Origin of the sequence: Saccharothrix longispora (assembly GCF_030852425.1) — a bacterium.
In the GTDB taxonomy this organism is placed as follows: Bacteria; Actinomycetota; Actinomycetes; order Mycobacteriales; family Pseudonocardiaceae; genus Actinosynnema; species Actinosynnema longispora.
In genome coordinates this window covers 24496-47824 of sequence record NZ_NSDM01000012.1, presented here as the reverse complement: position 1 = coordinate 47824, position 23329 = coordinate 24496, and the positions used below count along the sequence as shown (strand labels likewise).

The following is a 23329-nucleotide window of genomic DNA, read 5'->3' as shown; positions in this document are numbered from 1 at the left end:
CCATTCACAAGGACCGGCACCGTGCCTCGACGAGCCGCGTCGATCGCACCCCGGACGTACGATCACAAGTGGATGCGCTGCAGTGAGGTGACTCCAGCGAGTTTCAGGTGAGTCGTCCATGACTTCCGGGCAGGTCGGTTCGATGGAGGCCCGAACGCTAGTACCGGAGGAGGGCGGCCCGGTCTCGCCACGCCAGGCGCAGGAGGGTCAACGCGCTGGCCGTCAGGCGTGGTTCGAGGCGGTTGACGGCCTCTTCGGTGAACGGGATGCGCTTGGTGCCGCCCTTGCCGATCACGCTTCCCTCGTCGTTGGTGGACACCATGTTGGCGAACAGCCTGTCGAACTCGGGTGCGTCCAGGACCGCCACGGTGAGCTGCAGGGCGCCGAGTTCGAGCGGTTCCACGACCAGTCCGTAGTGCCACATGCGAAGTGTTCCGCGGTCGCGTGCGAGCTCGAAGCGCGCGAACGGCTCGCTGTTCTCGTAGTCGATCGAGTTCGGGTTGCAGCCGTCGTGTTCAGGGTTCCCCAGGAACTCCTCGGAGAACTCGCGCATGATGTTGCGCCACAGAGAGAAGTCGTTCGCTATATCCACCGACGCGGAGGACGACGGCTGGAACTCGCCGGCGGGCATCACGTGACACAACCCGCCACCGTCGGCCACCTTCCCGCCATCCCGTTCGTGCAGGACGAAGCTCGCACCCTCGCCGGGGCTGCCACGTCGTATCGTCAGAGTATTGATTCCGGGTGACATGAGCAGTCGCGCGGGGTCGAACGGGTTCCCGATGGCCGCACGCAGCGGAAGCCTTTCAAATCCGGGAATCTGCCTGCCCGACAGGAGCCAGGCTCTCTTGAACTCGTGCGCGACCATCTGTTTGACGTTGAAAACCTCGAAGAACGTGGTGCGTCCGAACCGCAGCGCCAAAGTTCCGTCCGCCTCGCCGTGCACGCCGGTCAGTCGATAGCTGAGACGGTTCTCCAGCAGTCGAGGGCGCACCAGGTCGCGTACCGCCCGGCTGTAGTCCGTGTACCGGTTGTCCTCGTCGCGCAAGGGCAGCAGGCCATCGATGGTGGCGGCCTCGGGAAGCGCGTAGGGCGCGGCGTCCTGGTCCCAGCGCAGCTTGACGGAGTCCAGCTCGACGGGTTCTTCCAGGAGCCAGTGCGAGTCGGCGAGCACGTGGCCGCCGGCAGCGCGGTCGGACTCGGGGTACAACCAGGCCGCCAGTTCCGTCAGCTCTCGGCCCCTCACGCCCGGAGCGTTGCGGACGCGCAACCAATCCTCTTGGCTCGCTCGTACGTGCTGAGGCGGAAGCACATCGTCGGAGTGGTCTTCGGAGATGTGGCCGGTATTGCCTGAGGTGTCCGGCGGAGTCGTTTTGTCGCGCCGACCGTGCCGTTCCTGTCGTGCGACCTCCCGTAGTTCCAGCAGGAGTCCGCCTGCCTTCAGCGTCTTGTCGAGCGCTCGAACGAGTTCCAGGGAAGGCAGGTTGGTTTGAGGGCGTTCAGCATGGGACACGTACTGGCGGGTGTACCCGATCAAGCGGGCGATTTCTGGTTGGCTCATGCCGGCTTGGTTGCGGCGGTGACGGATTTCATCCGCCAGCCTCGTGGCCGCTGCTTCGGGAGCGCCGCCGTGCACCTTCTCGCTATCGTCGCCCGTGTTTGGCGCAGGCCGGACTGGAGTTGTCGACGACCGCCTTTCCTCGTCATCGCCGTGAAAGACTTCCATGCGAACTCCCGGATTGCACGAGCGGCACACTGGTGTGCGTAGTGTAGCTCTGGTGTTGAAGAACGTGGTCAGCCAACTTTGGCGATGACACGGCGACCGCGTTCATTCGCCGACGGCTCCCGAGGGGCGAAGTCGAACAGAATCAGGTGGAGATCACCAAGCGGACGAACCGCTTGTCGACGACCTGCCAGGCGATTAGGTCCGCGCCGAGTGGGCCGCGGCCGGTGGCACCGAGTTGGAAGCGGCGTCCGGCGGCCTCGGGCTCCGAGGGCCGCGCAGGGTGAGGTAGGCCAGGGAGTCGCCTTCGACCAGGGCAGGGCTGCTGTGCTTGAACGCGGGGTTGCACAGGCCGACCTGGACAGCGACGTTGCCCGCGGCGTAGTGACAACGCGGGCCCATGCGCCCACTGACGGCCGTCTATGACCGTTCCGGGGTGGATTCACCCGAGCCGGACATCGGTAGCCGCTACGGCCGTCGAAAAGTCGCTGGGCAGAACCACCCGACCGGGTCATGAGACCTGGAGCACAACGCTGACAACATTTCGTGCGGAGCGACCGCCTGCTCCAGATTTGCTCCAGCTCGGCCACCACAGTCCACAGTGGACGGAAAAGCAAGATCGCCCGCCACCTGCATTACCGCAGGTCAGCGGGCGATTCGTATGCTGTATTCGATTGTGGAGCTGAGGGGACTCGAACCCCTGACCCTCACACTGCCAGTGTGATGCGCTACCAGCTGCGCCACAGCCCCTTGCCTCACACGTTCCCGCCGGGCTTCGCGGCCCGCCGTTCTCGTGTGGCAATACCGTACATCACGAGGTGCTCCCGAGTGAAATCGGGGGTCCCCCAAGGACGTTCCGGCAGCTAGACGCAGGTGTGACCGCCCCGGACCTACCCGCCTACCCGACGAGGTTGCTCAACCAGTTCTCGTCACCGAAGTCGACGACCTGGCCGTCCTTCATCACGGTGGGCGTGCCCTTGAAGTTCCCGGTGCCCTTCGCCGCGTCCAGCTCGGCCTGGGCCTCGGCCATGTGGGCGTCGCTGTCGACGCACTGCTTGAACGCGTCACCGGTGATGCCGAGGTCGGTGCCCAGCTTCACCAACTCCTCCTTGGTGTAACCGGGGCCGCCCTCCTCGGGCTGCGCGGCGAACAGCGACTCGTGGTACTCCCAGAACTTGCCCTCGTCGGCCGCGCACAGCGCCGCGTTGGCGGAGTCGCGGGAGTAGCCCTCGGGGTCGGAGTAGCGGATCAGGAACGGCAGGGCGTGGTAGCGCACGCGCAGCGTGCCCGCTTCGATCTCCTGCTTGATCCGGGGGCCGTAGATCTTCTTGAACTGGCCGCACGCCGGGCAGAGGAAGTCCTCGTACAGGTCGATCGTGGCTTTCGCCGACTCTTCGCCGACCACGACGACGCCGCCTTGGCGCTCGATGGGCGCGGACACGCCCGTCACGTCGGTCGGCGGCGTGAGCGCGCCGTCCGCGGAGTCCTTGCTCTGCGCGGTCCAGATCACGCCGCCGATCACGACCAGCGCGAGCACGACGACGACGGCCACGCCGATGACGACCTTGTTCCGGTCGCCGGAGGCACCCCGTGCCGCGACGACCGCCTTGGCCGCCCGCTGCTCCTGCTTCTTCTTCCGAGCGTTGCGCTCAGCGCCACCCACGTCGCAAGTCCTTCCCGGTCCACCTGCGCACGCAGGCTACCGAGGGATGCTGAGCGGAACCTGAGTGCGATCACGCGTCCGGCTGACGCGGGCGGCCCGCGATGCGTTCGCCGACGGGCACCTCGGGGCCCTCGTCGAGCGTGCCGCACTCGCCGGCCACGTCCGACGCGACGTGCGATTCCTCGACGCGGGGCAGTGTCTCGGGGGCGAAGAGCCAGAACAGCAGGGCGAGGCCGGCCATGGCACCCGTCAGCGTGAACGCGGCCTGGTAGGAGACGTGGTCGACGAGGACGCCGGCGAGCAGCGGTCCGACGATGGCGCCGCAGTCGGCGACCATCTGGAACGCGGCGAGCACGGGTCCGCCCTTGGCCTTGGCGCCGATGACGTCGGCGACGACGGCGTTCTGCGGCGGGTTGAGGAGGCCGGCGCCGACGCCGGCGACGAGTGAGGCGACCATGAACAGCGGCACGTCGGTGGTGAACCCGAGCCACACGGTGCCGAAGCACGACACGGCGAGGCCGGCGATGGCCATGGGCTTGCGGCCGATGCTGTCGGACAGCTTCCCGGAGATCATGAGGACGGCGGCGTTGCCGACGGCGAACACGGACAGCGAGATGCCGGCCATGGCGGGGGTGCTGCGCAGCGCCTCGACGACGAACAGCGGCACGAGCGAGATCCGCACGCCGAAGACGGCCCAGCCGTTGGCGAACCCGGAGGCGAGGGCGGCGCGGTAGGCGGATGAGCGCACGGCGTCGCGCACGGTCATGGACGGCTGTGCGGTGGAGGTGTCGAGCGCGGTGAGCGTGGACCGCCGCAGGAACCACCAGACGACGAGCGCGGCGATGACGAGGGCGACGGCGTAGGCGACGAACGGCACCTGGATGGAGATCTCGACGAGGGCCGCGCCGACGATGGGGCCGGCGATGTTGCCGAGCAGGAAGCCGGTGGCCCACAGGCCGGACGCGCGGCCGCGCAGGGTCGCGGGCGTGATGCGGATGAGCAGGCCGACGGCGGAGACGGTGAACATGGTGGAGCCGATGCCCGCGAAGCAGCGGAACACGATGAGCTGCCAGTAGGCGGTGGCGAAGCCGCACGCGCCGGTGCCGACGGCGACGATGAGGATGCCGACGATGTAGACCCAGGTTTCGCCGAACCGGTTGACCAGTCGGCCGCTCATGGGTGCGAACAGCAGCCTGACCAGCGCGAACGAGCTGACGACGGCGGACACGGCGAACGTGCCGACGTCGAAGCTCTTGGCGTAGGCGGGCAGCACCGGTGCGACGATGCCGAAGCCGATGGCGATGATGAAGCTCGCCACGACGAGGACCCACACCTCGCCGGGCAGCCGGGGTTTCACCTTCACGTCGTTCCCCAGCACGTGCGCCCCTCTCACAGTTCTGTTAGCCCTGCTAAGGATATGCCTTGGGGCGGGCAAATACTCAATCCAGCAGTTCGTCCACCCTGCGCGCGTAGGCGGTCACGGGGTAACGGACCTCGAACCCGCACGCCTCGGCGAACCGCTCCCCCGCTCCGCCCTCGGCGACCTGCGCGGCGACCAGCAGCGCCCCGGCGTCGTCCAGCGCGGACACCAGGCCGCCGACCAGCGCGCCGCCGACCCCGCGCCGGCGGCGGGCCGGGCGCACGACGACGTGCTCGACCAGGCCGACGCCGCGGTCGCCGAACCCGGACGCGAACCCGGCGAGCCGGTCGCCGTCGTCCACCACGAGGATCGCGCACCGGGGGTCGTCCAACCGCTGCCCGAGGTGCCGCAGCAGCCTCGTGCCGTCCATGCCGAGGTCGTCGGCGAGCAGCTCGGCCACGCCCGGCAGGTCGACGTCCCCGGCCCGCCGGACCCCGGCGGACGTCGCGGCGGGCCCGCGGTGCACGGCGACCAGCGACTCCTCGACGGCGTGCCAGCCGGTGTCGTCGGCCAGGCCCTCGATCTCGGCCACGGTCGTCGGCGACGCGTAGACCACGGCCTCGGCGCGCCCCACGTCGGCGAAGGTCCGCTCCAGCTCCATCAGGGTGCCCGCGACCTCGGCGGACGACCCGTACACGGCGCACGCGTGGTTGCCGGTGGGCAGCGGGTCGTCCCGGTTCACCACGACCCGGGCCACGCCGACGCGGCCGACCTTGCCGTAGCGGACCGCGCCGGAGGCGAGCCTGGCGTTCTCGACGAGCCCGGCGAGGTCGCGGGCCCGGTAGGGGTCGAGCAGGTCGGGGTCGTCTGGGTCGTGCAGCGGGTCAACCACCCGGTCAGCCTCGCACGTCGCGACCCTTCCACCTCGTCGTGCCGCGGAGGGCGTGCCACGCCGCCTCCAGCGCCAGCGCCCCGAACACCAGCGGCGCGAGGGGCCCGAGCAGGGCGGCGGAGCGCGGCTGGTGGGCCCGGCGCAGGAACGCGTGCAGCGCCGCGGACTGGACGAGCCAGGCGACGAGGCCGGGCCTGGACCCGCGCAGCGCCGCGACCAGCGGCACGGCCCCGAACAGGACGTGCGCGGTCCCGGTGCCGACGAGCATGAGGAACGCCGTGCGGGGGCCCTTGGCGAACGTGGCCGTGCCGGCGACCATCGACTTGCGCATCGACGCCCACGTGTCGCCGAACGTGTCCATCCCGGACGTGGCGAGCGAGTCCGCGCCGTCGGAGTACCGCGTGCGGCCCCCGGTGTCGCGGACCAGTGTGGCGAAGTCGACGTCGTCCGCCCGGGGCGCGGCGATGGCCGCCCAACCGCCGGACCGCTCGTACGCCTCGCGGCTCACCAGGACGCAGTGGCCGACGGCGAGCGCCTTGCCGCGTCGCCCGTCCACGGTCGTGGACTCGAACAGCAGCTGGTTGACGGGCGGCAGCAGCAGCCACCAGCCGGGGTTGGGCCGCGCCGCGCGCCCGGAGGTGGACACCAGGTCCACCCGGTCGCGCCGGGCCGCGGCGACGAGCCTGCCGACCAGGTCCGGCGCCGCCTCGGTGTCGGCGTCGAAGCAGAGCAGCCAGTCGGTGTCCAGGCCGGCGGTGCCCACGTGCAGCGCGTGCACCTTGCCCGCCCAGCCCGGGGGCGGTCCGGAGCTGCTGATCAGCGTCACGCGCGGGTCCTGCTCGGCGTGCCGCCGCACGATCCCGGCGGTCCGGTCGGCGGACGCGTCGTCCACGACCACGATGCGCAGGTCGGCGTAGTCCTGCGCGCGCAGCGCGGTGAGGCACCGGTCGATCGAGCGCTCCTCGTCGCGGGCGGGCACGACGACGGTCACCGACCCGACCCGTCCCGCACGCCCCGCTCCGGCAGCCGCCGGACCCGCCGCCACACCGCCATCGTCACCGCCGCGCGGGCCACCGCCACCGCCGCGCCGAGGACTCCCCACTTCCCCATGCGGCCCAGATTGGCACACTGCCCCACCGTGGAGCTCCCGAACCTGCCGATCCGCCCGCTGCTCGGCGAGATCGCGGGCACCCTGGCCGAGCACGGCACGGCGGTGCTGGTCGCGCCGCCCGGCACCGGCAAGACGACGCTCGTCCCGCCGGCCCTGGAGGGCCGGGTCGTGGTGGCCGAACCGCGCCGGCTGGCGGCCCGCGCGGCGGCGGCGCGGATGGCGTCCCTGCTGGGCGAACCGGTGGGCCGGACGGTCGGCTACGCGGTGCGCGGCGACCGGCGGACGTCGAGGGACACCCGGATCGAGGTGGTCACGTCGGGTCTGCTCGTGCGGCGGTTGCAGCACGACCCGGAGCTGGCAGGCGTGGACGTGGTGCTGCTCGACGAGTGCCACGAGCGGCACCTGGACGCGGACCTGCTGCTGGCGCTGCTGCTCGACGCGCGGGCGGGGCTGCGGCCGGACCTGCGGCTGCTGGCCACGTCGGCGACGGTCGCCGCGGACCGGCTGGCCGAACTGCTGGGCGACGCGCCCGTGCTGCGGGTGGACGCGCGGACGTTCCCGGTGGACGTCGCGCACACCCCGCCGGCCCGCGGTGAGCGCGTCGAGCCGGCGGTGGCCCGCGCGGTCCGGCGGGCGCTGGCCGAGGGTGACGGCGACGTGCTGGCGTTCCTGCCGGGCGTGGCCGAGATCCGGCGGTGCGCGGGGTTGCTCGGCGGCGGTGACGTGGACGTGCTCCCGCTGCACGGGCGGCTCGCCGCGTCCGCGCAGGACGACGCGCTCAGGCCGGGACCGCGCCGGCGGGTGGTGCTGGCCACCGCGGTCGCGGAGTCGAGCCTGACCGTGCCGGGCGTGCGGGCGGTGGTGGACTCGGGGTTGGCGCGCGTGCCGAGGGTGGACCACCGGCGCGGCATGTCGGGTCTGGTCACGGTGCGGGTCAGCGCGGCGGTGGCCGACCAGCGGGCGGGTCGGGCGGGGCGCGAGGCGCCGGGCCGGGTCTACCGCTGCTGGCCCGCGCACGAGCACAGCACGCTGCCGCGCTACCCGGAGCCGGAGATCCGCACCGCCGACCTGACCCGGTTGGCGCTGGAGCTGGCCTGCTGGGGCGTGCCGGACGGTGAGGGCCTGGCCTGGTGGGACGCGCCGCCGCCGGGTGCGCTCGACGCGGGCCGGGCGGTGCTGCGGGCGCTGGGCGCGCTGGACGACCGGGGTGCGACGGACCGGGGCAGGCGGATGGCCGAGCTGGGCCTGCACCCGCGCCTGGCGCGCGCCCTGCTGGACGGGGCGGAGGCGGTGGGCGCCCGCACGGCCGCGCGGGTGGTGGCGCTGCTGGACGACGACCGCGCGAGCAAGGGCGTGGAGCTGGACCCGCGCGACGCCGACCCGCGCGAGGTGCGCCGCCTGTCGGCGATGGTCGCGGACCGCGGTCCCGACACCGGGGGTTCCGGAGCAGGGGGTTCCGGAGCAGGGGATTCCGGCGGTGACCCGGCGCTGGTCGTCGCCCTCGCCCACCCCGAGCGGCTGGCGCGCAGGCGGTCACCGGGTTCACCGGTGTACCTGATGGCCGGCGGCACGGCCGTCGAGCTGCCGCCGGGCAGCGGGTTGGCCGACGCCGAGTGGCTGGCGGTCGCCGTCGCCGACCGGGAACCGGGCCGCGCGCACGGCCGCGTCCGGTTGGCCGCGCGGGCCGACGAGGAACTGGCCGTCACCGCCGCCCCCGCCCTCCTCGCCGAGGAGGACGACGTGCGCTGGGACGGCGACGTGGTCGCGAACCGGCTGCGCAGGCTGGGCGCGATCACGTTGTCGAGCAAGCCGCTCCGCGACCGCGCGGCCGTCGCGGACGCGCTCCGCCAGGGTCTGCGCGCGGAGGGGGTCGGCCTGCTGCGGTGGGACGCGGACGGGCTGCGGACGCGCGAGCGGATGGCGTTCCTGCACCGCGTGCTGGGCGAGCCGTGGCCGTCCGTGGACGACGAGGCGCTCCTGCGCGTGGTCGACCTGGGCGACGCCAGGCGACGCGCCGACCTCCAGCGGATCAGCGGCGAGCACGTCGTGCGCCTGCTGCTGCCCTGGCCCGCCGCCGCGCGCTTCGACGAACTCGCCCCCGACCGGCTCGAGGTGCCCTCCGGCTCACGGGTCCGCGTCGACTACTCGCAGCCGGAGCCGGTGCTGCCGGTGAAGGTGCAGGAGGTGTTCGGCTGGACGGACACCCCGCGGCTGGCCGACGGGCGCGTGCCGGTCGTGCTGCACCTGCTCTCCCCCGCGGGCCGCCCGACGGCGGTGACCGGCGACCTCGCGTCGTTCTGGCGCACCGGCTACCCGCGGGTCAGGGCGGAGCTGCGCGGCCGCTACCCCAAGCACCGCTGGCCCGAGGACCCGATGACCGCCCCGCCCGCCCGCCGCTAGCCACGGCGCGGGCGGGGCACCCGCGGACCTGCGGCATCCCGAATGTCCGGCGGTCGTGAACGCCGGCGGGCACGGCGTGCCGACGCGGCTCGTCCGCTACGTCGAGCCCGACGAGGTCCGCGCCGAGGTCGACGGGCCGCGCGAGGCGTTCCGCGCGCACGGGCAGCCCGCACTCCAGCGGGCGCTGGAGGAGTCGGACCGCTCCGAGCTGTTGCGGGTTCTGGAGTGCCCGGTGCGGCCGGTCGTGGCGCTGGAGGCCCCCGCCCTGGTCGCGGGCTTGATCGAGAGGTACCTCGCCGGCCGTTGACCTAGCGTCGCCGGACATGAAGAACATTTCCCGTCGCACCTTCTTCGGGGTCACCGCGCTCGCCGCCGGCACCCTCGCCACCGGTCGTGCCGCCGCGACCGGCACCCACGTCCCCGCCATCGTCGTCGGCAGCGGCTACGGCGCCGCGGTGTCCGCGTTACGCCTGGGCCAGGCGGGCGTCGGGACGCTCGTGCTGGAGATGGGCCGCGCGTGGACCACGCCCGGCCCGGACGGCAAGGTCTTCTGCGACATGCTGAACCCGGACCACCGGTCCATGTGGTTCCGGGACCGCACGGAGGCCCCCGTCGACGGCGTGCTGTTCCTCGACCTCGCCAACCGGCCGATCCGGCGGTGGGCCGGCGTGCTGGACCGCGTGCAGTTCCCCGGGATGGGCGTCTACGTCGGCCGGGGCGTCGGCGGCGGCTCGCTGGTCAACGGCGGCATGGCCGTCGTCCCGGACCGGGCCTGCTTCGAGCAGGTGTTCCCGACCGTCGACGCGGACGAGATGTACTCGACCTGGTTCCCCCTGGCCAACCGGGCGCTGCGGGTCAACTCCATCCCCGAGCCCTGGTTCGAGGGCACCGACCACTACCGGTACGCCCGGCTGTCGCGGACCCTCGCGGGCCGTGCCGGCTACGGCACCCGGCTGCTGCCCAACGTCTACTCGTTCGAGCACATGATGCGCGAGGAACGCGGCGAGGCGCCGAAGTCCGCGCTGGGCACCGAGGTCCTCTACGGCAACAACCACGGCAAGTTCAGCCTGGACAAGGGCTACCTGGCCCAGGCCGTCGGCACCGGCAACGTCACCATCGCGCCCCTGCACCGGGTCACCCGGGTCACGCGGACGGCCACCGGCTACGCGATCACCGCCCGCCAGATCACCGAGGACGGCGCGCTCGTCGCCGAGAAGCGGCTGACGTGCGACCACCTGTTCCTCGGCGCGGGCAGCCTCGGCTCCACCGAGCTGCTGCTGCGCGCCCGCGAGACCGGCGACCTGCCGGACCTGCCCGACGAGGTCGGCGAGGGCTGGGGCCCCAACGGCAACGTCATGGCCGCCCGCAACAACAACCTGCACGAGCCGACCGGGTTCAAGCAGTCCGCGATCCCCGTGCTGGCCATCACCGACCCGGTCCGCGACGTGATCGCCGAGGTCGCCCCGGTCCCCGCCGGGATCGAGACCTACGTCAGCCTCTACCTGGCGATCACCAGGAACCCGAACCGCGGCCGGTTCACCTACGACCCGGGCGCCGACCGCCTCGACCTCCAGTGGACCCGCGCGCAGGCGGCGCCGTCGGTGGCCGCCGCGAAGGGCCTGCTCGACGAGGTCAACGCGGCCAACGGCACCACGTACCGGTACGACGTGTTCGGCGGGGGCAGGGCGTTCGCCGACGACTTCTGCTACCACCCGCTCGGCGGCGCGGTCCTCGACCGGGTCACCGACGGGCACGGCCGCGTGCACGGCTACCCGAACCTCCACGTCACGGACGGCGCGCTGGTCCCGGGCTCGCTCGGGGTGAACCCGTTCGTGACGATCACCGCCCTGGCCGAGCGCAACATCGCCCACGTGCTGGCCAACGACCTGTGAACAGCGGAACGGCGGGTGCTCGTCGTGCGAGCACCCGCCGTTCCACGAGTGGAGGTGCCGGGAATCGAACCCGGGTCCTCTGCCGGCTCATCAAGGCTTCTCCGTGCGCAGTCCGCTACGTCTCTACTCGACCCCGGTCATCACGCGGACAAGCGACCGTGACGGGCCCAGCCACTGTGGGTGTCCCAACCGCTCCCCGTGGCCGAGGGCGGTGGTGAGCCTCCTGGCTGATGCCGGCGACCGGAGCGGAGGCTCCTCCGGGCCGACAGCGTCGCTCCTAGCCTCAGGCGGCGAGGGCGAACGCGCGCTGGTCGTTAGACTCGGCGCTTATTGGTTTGCGATGACGCTTGCGGTGGTCTCTCGCCTGCACCGGCACGCTTCCCTTGAATCGACGCACAAAGTCGAAACCGTTCACCCCCTGGTCCTGGGTCTTCTCGTACAGCATAACGCGCCGAGCCCCCTCGATCATTCCCATTAGGTTGGTAGGGCTGTCCCCACCCCCCGTCGACCGGCGCACCTGATGGTCCGCGCCACCCCATCGGGCGATGCTGGTCGGGGACATCGGGCGTAGGAGCGGGGACGAAGATGACGACGCGGACCAACCCGGGCATCCTCCGGACCAGCGGTTACCTCCTGGTGAACCTGGTGACGGGGATCTTCTGGTTCGTGCTGCTGGTGACGCTGGGCGCGGTCAGCCTGGGCACCGCGTTGATCTGGGTGGGCCTGCCGCTCGGCGTGCTGACGATGGTCCTGGCGCGCGGCGCGGCGACGGCGGAGCGGGCCTGGGTGCGGACCGCGCTCGGCGTGGAGGTCGCGCGGCCCTACCGGCCCCTGCCGGACGGCTTCGTCGCCCGTGCCAAGGCGCTCGCCAAGGACCCGGCGACCTGGCGCGACTTCGCGTACTGGGTGGTGATGCTGCCCCTCGGCGCGATCGAGTTCGCGCTGACCGTGGCCCTGTGGTCGGCGGTCGCGGCCACCGTGGCCCTGCCGTTCTACCTGCACCGGCTGCCCGCGACGTGGGAGGTCGAGTTCGCGCCGGGCGTCGTCTACTCGATCGACTCGTTCGTGAAGGCCCTCCCGGTGACCCTGGTGGGCCTGGTGCTCGGTTTCCTGGCGTACCGGCTGCTCACCGCCCTGGGCCGGGGTCACGGGGCGTTCGCCCGCGCGCTGCTGGGGCCGTCGCGGACGAGCCTGCTGTCCGCCGAGGCCGAGCGGCTGTCGGCGAGCCGGGCGCGGGGCGTGGAGGCGGCGGAGGTGGAGCGCAGGCGCATCGAGCGCGACCTGCACGACGGTGCGCAGCAGCGGCTGGTGGCGGTGGCCATGGGCCTCGGCCGGGCGCGCGGCAAGCTGGAGACGGACCCGGACGGCGCCCGCGAGCTGATCGCCGAGGCGCACGCCGACGCCAAGCTCGCCATCTCCGAGCTGCGCGACCTGGCCCGCGGCATCTACCCGTCCGTGCTGGGCGACCGGGGGTTGGACGCGGCGCTGTCGTCGCTGGCGGCGAGGTGCCCGATCCCGGTGGAGGTGCGCGTGGACGTCGAGCCGCGCCCGCCGACAGCCGTGGAGAGCACCGCCTACTTCACCGTCGCCGAGGCGCTGACGAACGTCGCCAAGCACTCGGGTGCGACGCAGGTGCTGGTCGACGTGTCGCGCACGGACGGCTCCGTGGTCGTCGAGGTCATCGACAACGGCCGCGGCGGCGCCGAGGTGCGTCCCGGGGGTGGCCTCGCGGGCCTCGCGGACCGGGCTGCGACGATCGACGGCGTCGTCGTCGTGCTCAGCCCCGCCGGGGGGCCGACCGTGATCCGGACGGAGCTGCCGTGCGAGTGGTGATCGCCGAGGACTCGGTGCTGCTGCGGGTGGGCGTGCAGCGCCTGCTGGCCGACGAGGGCATCGAGACGGTGGCGGCCGTCGAGGACGGCGGGGCGCTGCTCGCCGCCGTCGAGGAGCACCGCCCCGACCTGGCGCTGGTGGACGTGCGGATGCCGCCGACGTTCACCGACGAGGGGCTGCGGGCCGCCATCGAGGCCCGCAGGCGCGTCCCCGGCCTGCCGGTGCTGGTGCTCTCGCAGTACGTCGAGGAGCGGTACGCGGTGGAGCTGCTCGCGGGCGGCGCGAACGGCGTCGGCTACCTGCTCAAGGAGCGGGTGGCCGACGTGTCGGAGTTCGTCGCCGCCGTCCGCCGGGTCGCCGGGGGCGGCACGAGCATCGACCACGAGGTGATGATGCAGCTCATGGTGCGTGCCCGGCGCAACCCGGTCGACTCGCTCACCCAGCGCGAGCGCGAGGTGCTGGGCCTGATGGCGGAGGGCATGTCGAACGGCGCCATCGCGGCGTCGCTGGTCGTGTCGGACGGCGCGGTGGAGAAGCACGTCGGCAACATCTTCGCCAAGCTGGGGCTGGAGCCGAGCACCTCGGAGCACCGCCGCGTGCGCGCCGTGCTCGCCTACCTCAACCTGGGGTGAGGCCCGGCCACCCGGCCCCCGGACGTGCGCGTCCGCCGGGGCCGGGTGCTCAGTAGCGGCCCTTCAGCGCGCGGCCGTGCGCCTTCTGGATCTCGCGCTGCGCGTCCCGCTTGGCCAGGTCCTGCCGCTTGTCGTACGACTTCTTGCCCCTGGCCAGCGCCAACTCGACCTTGACGTACCCGTCCTTGAAGTACATCGACAGCGGGATCAGCGACAGACCGCTCTCCTTGGTCTTGCCGATCAGCCGCTCGATCTCGCCCTTGTGCAGCAGCAGCTTCCGCTTGCGGCGCACCTCGTGGTTGGTCCAGGTGCCCGCGACGTACTCCGGGATGTGCAGCGCGTGCAGCCAGATCTCACCGTCGTCGACCTGGGCGAAGGCGTCCACAAGGGACGCCCTGCCCATCCGCAGGCTCTTCACCTCGGTGCCGACGAGCACGACACCCGCTTCGTAGGTGTCGAGGATGGTGTAGTCGTGCCGAGCCTTGCGGTTCGACGCGATCACCTTTTGACCGCGCTCCTTGACCATGACGGCAACCTTACGTGACCGCGCCAGCGGTTATCGGTGGTCGGACCCTAGAGGCGGACGTAGAGGCGCAGCGTGACGTAGCCCGTCAACGCCGAGATCACCACCGCGGTGCCGAGCAGGATCGGCGAGATGACCAGGATGTCCAACATCCCGATCTGCGGCAGGATTCCCGAGTCGAACAGGTCGCCGAACACCCGGTCGAGCGCCACCGCCTTGAACCCGACCAGGCACAGCACGCCCGCGATGGCGCCGATGATGCCCGCCACCACCGCCTCGATGAGGAACGGCAGCTGCGTGTACCAGCGGGTCGCGCCCACCAGCCGCATGATGCCGACCTCCGTGCGCCGGGTGAACGCCGACACCTGGATGGTGTTCGAGATCAGCAGCAGCGCGGCCAGCGCCTGGAACGCGGCGAGGCCGAGCGCGCCGTCCCGCAGGCCGTTGAGCACGTCGAACAGCCGGGCGAGGAACTCGCCCTGGTCGTTCACCGCCTTCACGCCGGCCTTCCCGCTGAACGCCTGCACGATCACGTCGGAGCGCTCGGGGTCCTCCAAACTCACCCGGAACGTCGACGGGATGGCCTCCGGGCGGGCGAGCTTCACCAGCTCGGGCTGCGCCTCGAAGATCTTCTTGAACCGCTCGAAGCCCTTCTCGCGGTTCTCGTAGACGACCGTCTTGACCCCGGAGGTGGTCTCCAGCTGGCTGCGCAGCGAGGCGCACGGCTGCTGCGTGCAGTCCTTGTCGTTCGCGCTGACGTCGTTCGTCAGCAGGACCGAGACCTCCAGCTTGCCCTGGTAGTTGTCCTGCATCTTGTCGACCATGCGCACGACCAGTAGGCCCATGCCGAGCAGGAAGAGCGAGATCGCGGTCGTGAGGATCATCGCGATGGTCATCGTGACGTTCCGGCGCAGGCCGGTCACGACCTCGCTGAACACGAAGCTGGTACGCATCGGGGGGAGCGTTCCTCAGGGTCGGGGGGACGAGGGGTTCGCGGCGGACGGGCTCAGCGGCCCACGCCGTACACGCCCCGCGCGTCGTCGCGGATGATGCGGCCGTGGTCCAGCTCGACCACGCGGCGGCGCATGGAGTCGACGATGGAGTGGTCGTGGGTGGCCATCAGCACCGTCGTGCCGGTGCGGTTGATCCGCTCCAGCAGCAACATGATGTCCTGGCTCGTGTCGGGGTCCAGGTTTCCGGTCGGCTCGTCGGCGAGCAGGACCAGGGGCCGGTTGACGAACGCGCGGGCGATGGCCACCCGCTGCTGCTCGCCGCCGGAGAGTTCGTGGGGCATCCGGTCCGCCTTGCCGTCGAGGCCCACCAGCTGGAGCACCTCGGGCACCACCTTCACGATGGTGTTGCGGGGCTTGCCGATGACCTCCAGCGCGAACGCGACGTTCTCCGCCACGGTCTTGTTGGTCAGCAGGCGGAAGTCCTGGAAGACGCAGCCGATGGACTGGCGCAGGCGGGGGACCCTGCGCCGCGACATCTTGGCGACGTCGAAGTTGGAGACGTACACGCGGCCCTTGCTGGGCACTTCTTCGCGCAGCAGCAGCCGGAGGAACGTGGACTTGCCGGACCCGGACGGCCCGATGAGGAACACGAACTCACCCTTGTCCATCTCGACGGAGACGTTGTCGAGAGCGGGGCGCGCGGAGGTCTTGTAGACCTTGGACACGTGTTCGAGGCGAATCACGAGGCGCGAGTCTACTCGCGGCCCCCGTGAAGCCTCCGTCTCGCCCTCGCCGGACTTCACCCGACAGGGGCTTGACCGATCGAGATCGCTACCGAACGCGTCAGGCCTGCTGCTGCTTGCGCCAGCGGATGCCGGCCTCCAGGAATTCGTCGATCTCGCCGTCGAGCACCGCGGACGGGTTGCCGACCTCGTGCTCGGTGCGCAGGTCCTTGACCATCTGGTAGGGGTGCAGCACGTAGGAGCGCATCTGGTTGCCCCAGCTCGACCCGCTGTCCTTGAGGGCGTCCATCTTGGCCTGCTCCTCCTGGCGCTGCCGCTCCAGCAGCTTCGCCTGGAGGACCGCCATGGCGGTGGCCTTGTTCTGGAGCTGGCTGCGCTCGTTCTGGCAGGAGACCACGATGCCGGTCGGGATGTGCGTGAGGCGCACCGCGGAGTCCGTCGTGTTCACGCCCTGGCCGCCGGGGCCGGACGAGCGGTACACGTCGACCCGCAGGTCCTTCTCGTCGATGTCGACGTGGTCGGTCTGCTCGACCACCGGCACCACCTCGACGCCGGCGAACGACGTCTGCCGGCGGCCCTGGTTGTCGAACGGCGAGATGCGCACGAGCCGGTGGGTGCCCTGCTCGACGCTCAGCGTGCCGTAGGCGTAGGGGGCGCTGACGCGGAACGTCGCGGACTTGATGCCCGCCTCCTCCGCGTAGGAGGTGTCGAACACGTCGACGGAGTAGCCGTGCCGCTCGGCCCAGCGCGAGTACATGCGCAGGAGCATCTCGGCGAAGTCCGCGGCGTCCACGCCACCCGCCTCGGCGCGGATCGTGACCAGCGCGTTGCGCTCGTCGTACTCGCCGGAGAGCAGGGTGCGGACCTCCAGGGAGGAGATCTCCTCGCGGAGCTTCGCGCGCTCGGTGTCGGCCTCGGCGAGGCTGCCCGCGTCGCCCTCGTCCTCCGCCAGCTCGTACATGATGCCGAGGTCGTCGAGGCGGTCGCGCAGGCTCGTCACCCGGCGCAGCTCGCCCTGCTTGTGGGAGAGCTGGCTGGTGACCCGCTGCGCCTTCTCCTGGTCGTCCCACAGGTCGGGGCGGGTGGCCTCCTGCTCCAGGTCGACCAGCTGCGCGCGCAGCGCATCGAGGTCCATCACCGCCTCGATGCTCGCGAGGGTGGCGGAGAGGTCCTTGATGTCTGCTTCGACGTCGGGGTTCACGGCTGAAGATTACGCCAGGACCGGCCGCGGAGTGCGACCGGTCGGCGCGCCTCAGCCCTGCGGGATGGCGTCGAGCAGCTTCAGCACGGCCTTGGCGTGGGCCAGGCCGAACTCGGCGACCGCCTTGGAGTAGGCGTCCTCCGCGGTCTTCACAGCGGTCCTGGCGGCCTCCTGGTCGGCGGTGTAGCTCGCGCGCGCCGAGTCCACGAGGCCCTGCCGCTGCTTCGGGGTCAGGAAACCGGCGTGCACCATCCGCAGGATCAGCGGACTGCGCAGGTGGTCCGGTCCCGGTTGGGACAGCAGCCAGTTCTTGAACGCCTTCTTGCCCGCCGCCGTGAGGACGTACTGCTGGCTGGAGCGGGGGCCCTGCTTGCCGAGGCGAAGCAGGCCGGCGTCCGCCAACGCGGGCAGCTCGCGGTAGACCTGACTGCGGGTGACGCTGAAGAACGCACCGAAGCGCTCCCCGGCCTCAGCCACGAGCTGGCCACCGGTCTTGGGTCCGTCGTGCAGCAGCCCCAGCAGGGCCGCCGCCGTCGCATTCAGGTCCGACACGCACCCAACGGTGCCACGCCGTGGGCACGGTGTCCACAATGGTCAGCCGTTCTGTCCACTGTGGCTGATCACGGGCTAGTGGAATTGGGCCAAGCGGAGCAACGAGAAGCTCCGCTGCGTAACCGGCCGCCGGCCGGCGCCACGCGTTCGGCCGCTTGACCCGGGTTGTCCACGCCGAGTGGAAATCCATTGCCCCGCAAGGGAAGCCGCACTTCTGCGTTCACCCTAACGGCAGCGGTACGTCACTCGCCGCGTCGATCCACCCGGTCCGAGGGCCCCGTGAATAGCACAACCCGGTGGTTTCGGCCGCTCGACGTGGCTTGTACGTCCGGTGGTGGGACCATTACCGCGGGTGTTCGTTCTTCTGGGAGGTCAACTGTGGGCATCAAGTGGACGACCGGGGCCAAGTGGACGACCGGGACCACCAAGGTGGTGCGCAACGCCCGCGCGTGGGCGTCCGGCTCGATCCCGGAACAGGCGGGCAAGGACGAGTGCATGGTGTGCGGCAAGCAGATCCGCCGGCACCGCACGGTGAGCGGCGAGGGCCGGGTGTGCTCGCTGACCTGCGCCCAGTACTGGGCCGAGAACATGACGTGATCTGCGAACAGGCAAAAGGCCCCCTTCCGGATATCCGGAAGGGGGCCTTCGCCGTGGTAGCGGGGACAGGATTTGAACCTGCGACCTCTGGGTTATGAGCCCAGCGAGCTACCGAGCTGCTCCACCCCGCGCTGCAAGTAGAACTATACACACCCCCCGCGAACCGTTTTACAGGGGGGTACCCGAGCGCGTTTCCGCAGTTCAGACCACCTGGCGGAGCCGTACTGCCGAAACCGGCGAATCCGCTCCCGGCACACGCGGAACCCGGTGCACCAAAAGCAGAAGACCCTCTCCCGAAATCCGGAAGAGGGTCTTCGCCGTGGTAGCGGGGACAGGATTTGAACCTGCGACCTCTGGGTTATGAGCCCAGCGAGCTACCGAGCTGCTCCACCCCGCGTTGGTAATTGGAACTGTACGCGCCGGGTGGCGGAGATGCAAATCGGGTGGCCCCGTCGTGCCCGGGGCCACCCGATCCGGTTGCTCAGCGCCTGGTCAGCCGGTCGGCGTGGGTGACGGCTGCACCGCCGACGACTGCGACGGCGTGGAGCCGTCGGCCGCGTCGAACCGCTTGAGCGCGTCGTCCAGCGCCTTGTAGGCGCTGCCCAGCTCGGCGAAGTCACCGCTCGCGTTCGCGGCCTTCACCCGGTCCATGGCCGTCCGGATGTCCTGGACGGCCCGCTCCAGCTCCGTCTGCCCGGTCCCGTCGCCCTGGGGCTGCGTGGTGGGCGTGGAGGGCGACGTCGGCGGCGTGGACGCCGGCGGCTCGCCGGTGTTCGGGTCGGGCACCTGCACCCCGGCCCCGGTCAGCACCTCCTCCAGCGCCTCGCTCAGCGTCGGCGCGTAGCCCACCTTGTCGCCGAAGCTGACGAGCACCTTGTAGAGCTGCGGGAACTGGGTGTTCTGGCTCGCCCGTTCGATGTAGATGGGCTCCACGTAGAGCAGCCCGCCACCGACCGGGAGGGTCAGCAGGTTGCCGTAGACGACCTTCGTCTGGCGCTGGGTGAGCAGGTTCAGCTCACTGGAGACCTCGCCGTTGGTGAGGAACGTCGTCTGGATCTGCTGCGGACCCTTGGCCTCGTTGTTCAGCGTCAGCACGCTGATCTTGCCGTAGTTGTCCGGGTCCGACCTGACCGTCACGTAGGAGGCCATGAACTCCCGGTTGAGCCGCACCAGGGCGCTGGTCAGCTGGAAGCTCACGTCGTTCGCGTCACCGGTCGGGTCGCCCGCCAGGACGTAGAACGGCGGCTGCCGGTCGCGCTGCTGCTGGCTGACCTGCTGCTGCGCCTCGACCGTGGTGGCGTTGTCGATGGTCGGGTCCGACGGCACGTCCCAGAACGAGACGCCCGAGTAGAAGTCGCGCGGGTTGTCCACGTGGTACTCGGACAGCATCTCGCGCTGGACCTTGAACAGGTCCTCCGGGTAGCGCAGGTGCTCGCGCAGCGACTGCGACATGTCGCTGCCCGGCTTCACCGTGCCGGGGAACACGCCCTGCCACGCCTTGAGCACCGGGTCCTGCTCGTCCATCGCGTAGAGCGTCACCGTGCCGTCGTAGGCGTCCACAGTGGCCTTGACCGAGTTCCGGATGTAGTTGATCTCCCGGTTCGGCTGCTGCGCGACGCCCGGCAGCGAGTCGTTCGTGGCGTCGCCCAGCGGCGTGCGGCGGGCGTAGGGGTAGCTGTCGAGCGTGGTGTAGCCGTCGACGATCCAGGTGATCCGGCCGTCGACCACGGCCGGGTAGGGGTCGCCGTCCACCGTCAGCCACGGGGCCACGTTCTCCACCCGGTCGCGCGGGTTGCGCTCGAAGATGATCCGCGAGTCGTCGCCGATGGCCGAGTTGAACAGGATGTTCCGCTCGCCGTAGGCGGCGGCGAACACCAGCTTGTTGAACAGGCCGCCGATGCGGACGCCGCCCTTGCCGGTGTAGGTGTACTGCGAGCCGTCGGTGTCGTACTCGCCCGGCGCGCCCTCGCTGCGGCCGCCGACGATCGCGTAGTCGCCCGCGCCGCCCAGCTCGCCGTAGTAGGTGCGCGGCTGCTCGACGCCGAACGGGCCGGGCTGGACCTTCCCGTCCTGGCCGACCTGGGCCACCTGGAACACCGGGTAGCCGCCGTCGCCGCCCTCGTTGGCCGGCGAGTTGACCTTGCTGGCCTCGGCGAACACCATGCCGTTGCCGTGGGTGTAGATCAGGTGCTGGTTGATCCAGTCGCGCTGGCCCTGCGGGATGCCCGCGGTGTTCAGCTCGCGGACCGCGACGATGTAGTCCTGGAGGTCCCCGTCCACTGTGTACCGGTCGACGTCGAGCTTGTCCGGGAACCCGTAGAACGGCCGCAGCTGCTGGAACTGGGTGAACGTCTTGGACACGACGGCCGGGTCGAGCAGCCGGACGTTGCCCAGCGTCGCCTGGTCGGCCTTCAGCTCGTCCAGCGAGACGTTCTGCTTGCCGTCGTACGGCTTGGTCTCGACCCTGTCCTCGGTGAGCCCGTACGCCTGCCTGGTCGACGTGATGCTGCGGTCGATCGACTCCGCTTCCTTCTCGATGGCGTTCGGCCGGACCGAGAACTGCTCCAGCACGGCGGGCCAGGCGGCGCCGACCAGGATGCTGGAGAGCACCAGCAGCACGGTCGCGATGGCCGGCAGCTGGAGGTTGCGCAGCACCGCGCCCGCGAAGAACGCGATGGCGCAGAAGACCGCGATGAACAGCAGGATCAGCTTCGCCGGCAGCACCGCGTTCAGGTCGGTGTAGCTCGCGCCGTCGAACTTGTCGTTCCGGTCGGAGAACAGCAGTTGGTACCGGTCGAAGAAGTAGGCGACGGCCTTGAGCAGGATGAACACGCCGGCGACGATGGCCAGGTGGGCGCGCGCGGGGCCGGAGAGCTGACCGCCGCGGCCCGCGAGCCGGATGCCGCCGAACAGGTAGTGCGCCACGACCGCGCCCACGAACGACACCGCGGTGGCGATGAACAGCCACGACAGCAGCCACGTGTAGAAGGGGAGCTCGAAGGCGTAGAAGCCGATGTCGTGGCCGAACTCGGGGTCGGTCACGCCGAACGGCGTGGAGTTGAGGAACAGCTGGAACCGCTGCCAGTCCCCCTGCGCGGAGGTGCCGGCGATGACGCCGACGAGCACCGGCAGGCCGATCGCGAACAGCCGCATGCGCCGGGTGACGACCGAGCGGTAGCGGGCGACCGGGTCGTCGGGTCCGGAGACCGGCACGAACACGGGCCGTGTGCGGTAGGCGACGATGAGGTTGATCGCGACGAGTCCGCCCACCAGCAGCGCCACCGCCGCGAACAACCCGAGGCGGGTCGCGAGCACGGTGCCGTAGACGCTGCGGAAGCCGACCTCGCCGAACCACAGCCAGTTGACGTAGGTGCCGAGCAGCCTTGAGCCGGTGATCAGACCGACCAGGACCACCGCACCGACGATGAGCAATATCCGGCTGCGACGGGACAGCCTGGGCAGTCCGACCGGGGGCCGTGTGGCCACGGGGCACGCTCCTGGATCGCGGTAGTGGCGTTCGTACGTTCTGTCCAACTCTACGGAGGCCCCTCGGGGTTCCCCGTTCGGTCGACCGTTTCGGGGTGATGCGACCATGGCGGGCGTGTCAGCCAGTGAAACGCCGCCCGTGGTGCTGCCCGCCGTCGCCCGCGAGGTCGAGGAGTTCGTGTCCACCGGTGGGTGGAACCAGCCGACCCAGCTGTTCGCGCTGGTCCCGACGTCGGAGCTGCTCGCGCAGCAGCCCGAGCTGGCCGGTCAGCTCGACCCGGAGTCGTCGCCGCTGACGCCCATCGCGCAGGACTCGCTGCCCGACTCGGAGCTGGACCGGGCGCTGGCCGGGATCGTGTGGCCGGACGTGGTGCGCGGGTGCGCGCTCGCGCAGGAGATCGTGGTGCTGCCGCCGGACGCCGAGGCGCAGCTGGCCGAGGGCGAGCTGGACGACGAGGCGGCCCGCCGGTTCGCCGCCGAGCACCCCCAGCGCCGGGAGGCGCGCCTGGTGGCGGCCGTGCTGCGGGACGGGTCGGCGGCGTGCGTGCTGCGGCTGCGCGGGAGCACGGAGGTGCCCGAGGAGGTCGTGGCGCACCCCGAGCTGGCCCCGAACCTCACGCGCGCGCTGCTGGAGACCCTCCAGCCGTGAGGTGACCGGCGGCCGTGGTCAGCAGGTGGGCGCGTCGCCGCCGGCGGCCAGGCTCTCCAGCGCCCGCACGGCGTCGTCGAGCTTCTCGACCTTCACCAGGCGCATGCCCTCCGGGGCGTGCTGCCTGGCCTCGTCGCAGTTGCCCGCCGGCACCAGGAACGTGGTGGCGCCGCCCTCGGCGGCGGCGACCAGCTTGAACTGGATGCCGCCGATGCGGCCGACCTCGCCCTTGTCGTTGATCTCGCCGGTGCCCGCGACGGACTGGCCGCCGTTCAGCTCGCCGGGGGTCAGCTTGTCGACGATCGACAGGGCGAACATCATGCCCGCGGACGGGCCGCCGACGTCGTTCAGGCTGATCTTGATGTCGAACGGCACGTCGGCGCGGTCCAGCGGCAGCACGCCGAGGAAGCCGGTCTCGCGGCCGTCGGCCCGGCCGAGCGTGACCGTGGCGGTCTTGCGCTCGCCCTCGTGCTCGAAGGTCAGCTGGACCCGGTCGCCCGGCTTGGTGGTCTCCAGGGCGGGTCGCACGTCGTCGGCGGTCACGACCTGCTTGCCGTTGACCTCCAGCAGCCGGTCGTCGGGCTGGAGCACGCCGGCCGCGGCCGTGTCGTTCGTGATCTCGGCGGCGACGACCTTCATCGGGTAGTCCAGGTAGCGCAGCGCGGCGACCTCGGCGCTGGTCTGCGAGTCCTGGAACGCCTTCACGTTCTGGTCGCGGACCTGCTGCTCGGACTCGCCGGGGCGGAAGAACTCCTCGCGCGGCGCGAGCGCGTACCGGCCGCTGACCCACAGGCCGAGCGCGCCGAACAGCGACACGTCGTCGGTGAGCGACACCGTGGTCATGGTCAGCCGACCGCCGGTCGGGAACGTCTCCTGACCCTCGATCGCCACGACGTCGCCGCCGTTGACCTGGCCCAGCGTGTCGTAGGTCGGACCGGGGCCCAGCGCCACGTACGGCACCCGGGCGAACCCACCGAGCAGCCCGAGGACCAGGACCACCGCGAGGCTGATCACCAGGGTCCACGTGCGCCTGGTGAGGCCGCGCCGCGGGGGCTTCGGGGTGGGCGGTGCCTGGTCCACGACGGTGTCGGTGCCTTCGGTCACGCCCGACAGGGTACG

Annotated in this window: 20 protein-coding genes, 3 tRNA genes and 1 other RNA gene; 7 read left to right on the top strand and 17 right to left on the bottom strand. The window is 71.2% G+C overall.

Annotated elements, in window-relative coordinates; all coding sequences use genetic code 11:
- Positions 1-157 precede the first annotated feature (157 nt).
- From CKY47_RS25765 to CKY47_RS25735, 7 genes are all read right to left on the bottom strand, one after another.
- Positions 158-1726, bottom strand: coding sequence for a helix-turn-helix transcriptional regulator (locus CKY47_RS25765; RefSeq protein ID WP_306748758.1), 1569 nt, complete (start codon positions 1724-1726; stop codon positions 158-160).
- A gap of 674 nt (positions 1727-2400) precedes the next feature.
- A tRNA-Ala gene (locus tag CKY47_RS25760) sits at positions 2401-2473 on the bottom strand.
- Between the two features lie 148 nt (positions 2474-2621).
- On the bottom strand, positions 2622-3386 hold the full coding sequence (locus CKY47_RS25755) for a DsbA family protein (RefSeq protein ID WP_306748757.1): 765 nt from the start codon (positions 3384-3386) through the stop codon (positions 2622-2624).
- Between the two features lie 70 nt (positions 3387-3456).
- Positions 3457-4764 (bottom strand): MFS transporter, encoded by a 1308-nt coding sequence (locus CKY47_RS25750; protein ID WP_306748756.1) that lies wholly within the window; start codon positions 4762-4764, stop codon positions 3457-3459.
- A gap of 61 nt (positions 4765-4825) precedes the next feature.
- Positions 4826-5638 (bottom strand): GNAT family N-acetyltransferase, encoded by an 813-nt coding sequence (locus CKY47_RS25745; RefSeq protein ID WP_306748755.1) that lies wholly within the window; start codon positions 5636-5638, stop codon positions 4826-4828.
- Between the two features lie 4 nt (positions 5639-5642).
- A complete protein-coding gene (locus tag CKY47_RS25740; protein WP_306748753.1) occupies positions 5643-6629 on the bottom strand; it encodes a glycosyltransferase in 987 nt (328 codons plus the stop codon).
- On the bottom strand, positions 6626-6748 hold the full coding sequence (locus CKY47_RS25735) for a hypothetical protein (protein WP_306748752.1): 123 nt from the start codon (positions 6746-6748) through the stop codon (positions 6626-6628). The genes CKY47_RS25740 and CKY47_RS25735 overlap by 4 nt, the downstream gene beginning before the upstream one ends.
- 28 nt (positions 6749-6776) lie before the next feature.
- On the opposite strand from CKY47_RS25735, the gene hrpB reads away from it, so the two are divergent.
- Genes hrpB through CKY47_RS25720 form a run of 3 tightly spaced genes read left to right on the top strand, consistent with a single transcriptional unit; the run spans position 6777 to position 11041 of the window.
- The gene (hrpB, locus tag CKY47_RS25730) at positions 6777-9149 is read left to right on the top strand and encodes an ATP-dependent helicase HrpB (RefSeq protein ID WP_306748751.1); all 2373 of its coding nucleotides are present in this window, start codon (positions 6777-6779) and stop codon (positions 9147-9149) included.
- A 55-nt stretch (positions 9150-9204) separates the two neighbouring features.
- Positions 9205-9456 (top strand): hypothetical protein, encoded by a 252-nt coding sequence (locus tag CKY47_RS25725; protein WP_306748750.1) that lies wholly within the window; start codon positions 9205-9207, stop codon positions 9454-9456.
- Positions 9457-9472: 16 nt separating this feature from the next.
- The gene (locus tag CKY47_RS25720) at positions 9473-11041 is read left to right on the top strand and encodes a GMC oxidoreductase (protein ID WP_306748749.1); all 1569 of its coding nucleotides are present in this window, start codon (positions 9473-9475) and stop codon (positions 11039-11041) included.
- Between the two features lie 46 nt (positions 11042-11087).
- On the opposite strand, the gene ssrA is transcribed toward CKY47_RS25720, so the two are convergent.
- Positions 11088-11460, bottom strand: a transfer-messenger RNA (tmRNA) gene (ssrA, locus tag CKY47_RS25715).
- Positions 11461-11626: 166 nt separating this feature from the next.
- On the opposite strand from ssrA, the gene CKY47_RS25710 reads away from it, so the two are divergent.
- Positions 11627-12874: a sensor histidine kinase gene (locus CKY47_RS25710; RefSeq protein ID WP_306748747.1), complete on the top strand. Its 1248-nt coding sequence runs from the start codon at positions 11627-11629 to the stop codon at positions 12872-12874.
- A complete protein-coding gene (locus CKY47_RS25705) occupies positions 12862-13506 on the top strand; it encodes a response regulator (RefSeq protein WP_306748746.1) in 645 nt (214 codons plus the stop codon). The genes CKY47_RS25710 and CKY47_RS25705 overlap by 13 nt, the downstream gene beginning before the upstream one ends.
- 49 nt (positions 13507-13555) lie before the next feature.
- Here CKY47_RS25705 and smpB read toward each other — a convergent pair whose 3' ends face one another.
- From smpB to CKY47_RS25680, 5 genes are all read right to left on the bottom strand, one after another.
- The gene (smpB, locus tag CKY47_RS25700) at positions 13556-14032 is read right to left on the bottom strand and encodes an SsrA-binding protein SmpB (protein WP_306748745.1); all 477 of its coding nucleotides are present in this window, start codon (positions 14030-14032) and stop codon (positions 13556-13558) included.
- 47 nt (positions 14033-14079) lie between these two features.
- Positions 14080-14982: a permease-like cell division protein FtsX gene (gene ftsX, locus CKY47_RS25695; RefSeq protein WP_306748743.1), complete on the bottom strand. Its 903-nt coding sequence runs from the start codon at positions 14980-14982 to the stop codon at positions 14080-14082.
- Between the two features lie 53 nt (positions 14983-15035).
- The gene (gene ftsE / locus CKY47_RS25690; protein ID WP_306748740.1) at positions 15036-15725 is read right to left on the bottom strand and encodes a cell division ATP-binding protein FtsE; all 690 of its coding nucleotides are present in this window, start codon (positions 15723-15725) and stop codon (positions 15036-15038) included.
- Between the two features lie 100 nt (positions 15726-15825).
- A complete protein-coding gene (gene prfB, locus CKY47_RS25685; protein ID WP_306748738.1) occupies positions 15826-16926 on the bottom strand; it encodes a peptide chain release factor 2 in 1101 nt (366 codons plus the stop codon).
- 51 nt (positions 16927-16977) lie between these two features.
- Positions 16978-17478 carry a PadR family transcriptional regulator gene (locus CKY47_RS25680; RefSeq protein WP_306748736.1) on the bottom strand — a complete coding sequence of 167 codons (501 nt, stop codon included), beginning with the start codon at positions 17476-17478 and terminating at the stop codon, positions 16978-16980.
- A 378-nt stretch (positions 17479-17856) separates the two neighbouring features.
- Between CKY47_RS25680 and CKY47_RS25675 the strand changes: the two genes are divergently transcribed.
- Positions 17857-18075, top strand: coding sequence for a hypothetical protein (locus CKY47_RS25675; RefSeq protein WP_306748734.1), 219 nt, complete (start codon positions 17857-17859; stop codon positions 18073-18075).
- A gap of 54 nt (positions 18076-18129) precedes the next feature.
- Here the strand turns inward: CKY47_RS25675 and CKY47_RS25670 are convergent.
- From CKY47_RS25670 to CKY47_RS25660, 3 genes are all read right to left on the bottom strand, one after another.
- A tRNA-Met gene (locus CKY47_RS25670) sits at positions 18130-18206 on the bottom strand.
- 189 nt (positions 18207-18395) lie between these two features.
- Positions 18396-18472, bottom strand: a tRNA-Met gene (locus CKY47_RS25665).
- A 95-nt stretch (positions 18473-18567) separates the two neighbouring features.
- Positions 18568-21561, bottom strand: a complete 2994-nt coding sequence (locus CKY47_RS25660; protein WP_306748732.1) for a UPF0182 family protein — start codon at positions 21559-21561, stop codon at positions 18568-18570.
- Positions 21562-21667: 106 nt separating this feature from the next.
- Here CKY47_RS25660 and CKY47_RS25655 point away from each other — a divergent pair, with 106 nt between their 5' ends.
- Complete coding sequence (locus CKY47_RS25655; protein WP_306748731.1) at positions 21668-22210, top strand: PPA1309 family protein; 543 nt, start codon at positions 21668-21670, stop codon at positions 22208-22210.
- 18 nt (positions 22211-22228) lie between these two features.
- On the opposite strand, the gene CKY47_RS25650 is transcribed toward CKY47_RS25655, so the two are convergent.
- Positions 22229-23314 (bottom strand): YlbL family protein, encoded by a 1086-nt coding sequence (locus CKY47_RS25650; RefSeq protein WP_306748730.1) that lies wholly within the window; start codon positions 23312-23314, stop codon positions 22229-22231.
- Positions 23315-23329 lie beyond the last annotated feature (15 nt).

What these genes read in the sequence shown, in the direction of transcription:
- CKY47_RS25765 (WP_306748758.1), bottom strand. Translation starts at nt 1,726, where the DNA reads ATGGAAGTCTTTCACGGCGATGACGAGGAAAGGCGGTCGTCGACAACT.
- CKY47_RS25735 (WP_306748752.1), bottom strand. Translation starts at nt 6,748, where the DNA reads ATGGGGAAGTGGGGAGTCCTCGGCGCGGCGGTGGCGGTGGCCCGCGCG.
- CKY47_RS25720 (WP_306748749.1), top strand. Translation starts at nt 9,473, where the DNA reads ATGAAGAACATTTCCCGTCGCACCTTCTTCGGGGTCACCGCGCTCGCC.
- CKY47_RS25710 (WP_306748747.1), top strand. Translation starts at nt 11,627, where the DNA reads ATGACGACGCGGACCAACCCGGGCATCCTCCGGACCAGCGGTTACCTC.
- smpB (WP_306748745.1), bottom strand. Translation starts at nt 14,032, where the DNA reads ATGGTCAAGGAGCGCGGTCAAAAGGTGATCGCGTCGAACCGCAAGGCT.
- ftsX (WP_306748743.1), bottom strand. Translation starts at nt 14,982, where the DNA reads ATGCGTACCAGCTTCGTGTTCAGCGAGGTCGTGACCGGCCTGCGCCGG.
- CKY47_RS25655 (WP_306748731.1), top strand. Translation starts at nt 21,668, where the DNA reads ATGGCGGGCGTGTCAGCCAGTGAAACGCCGCCCGTGGTGCTGCCCGCC.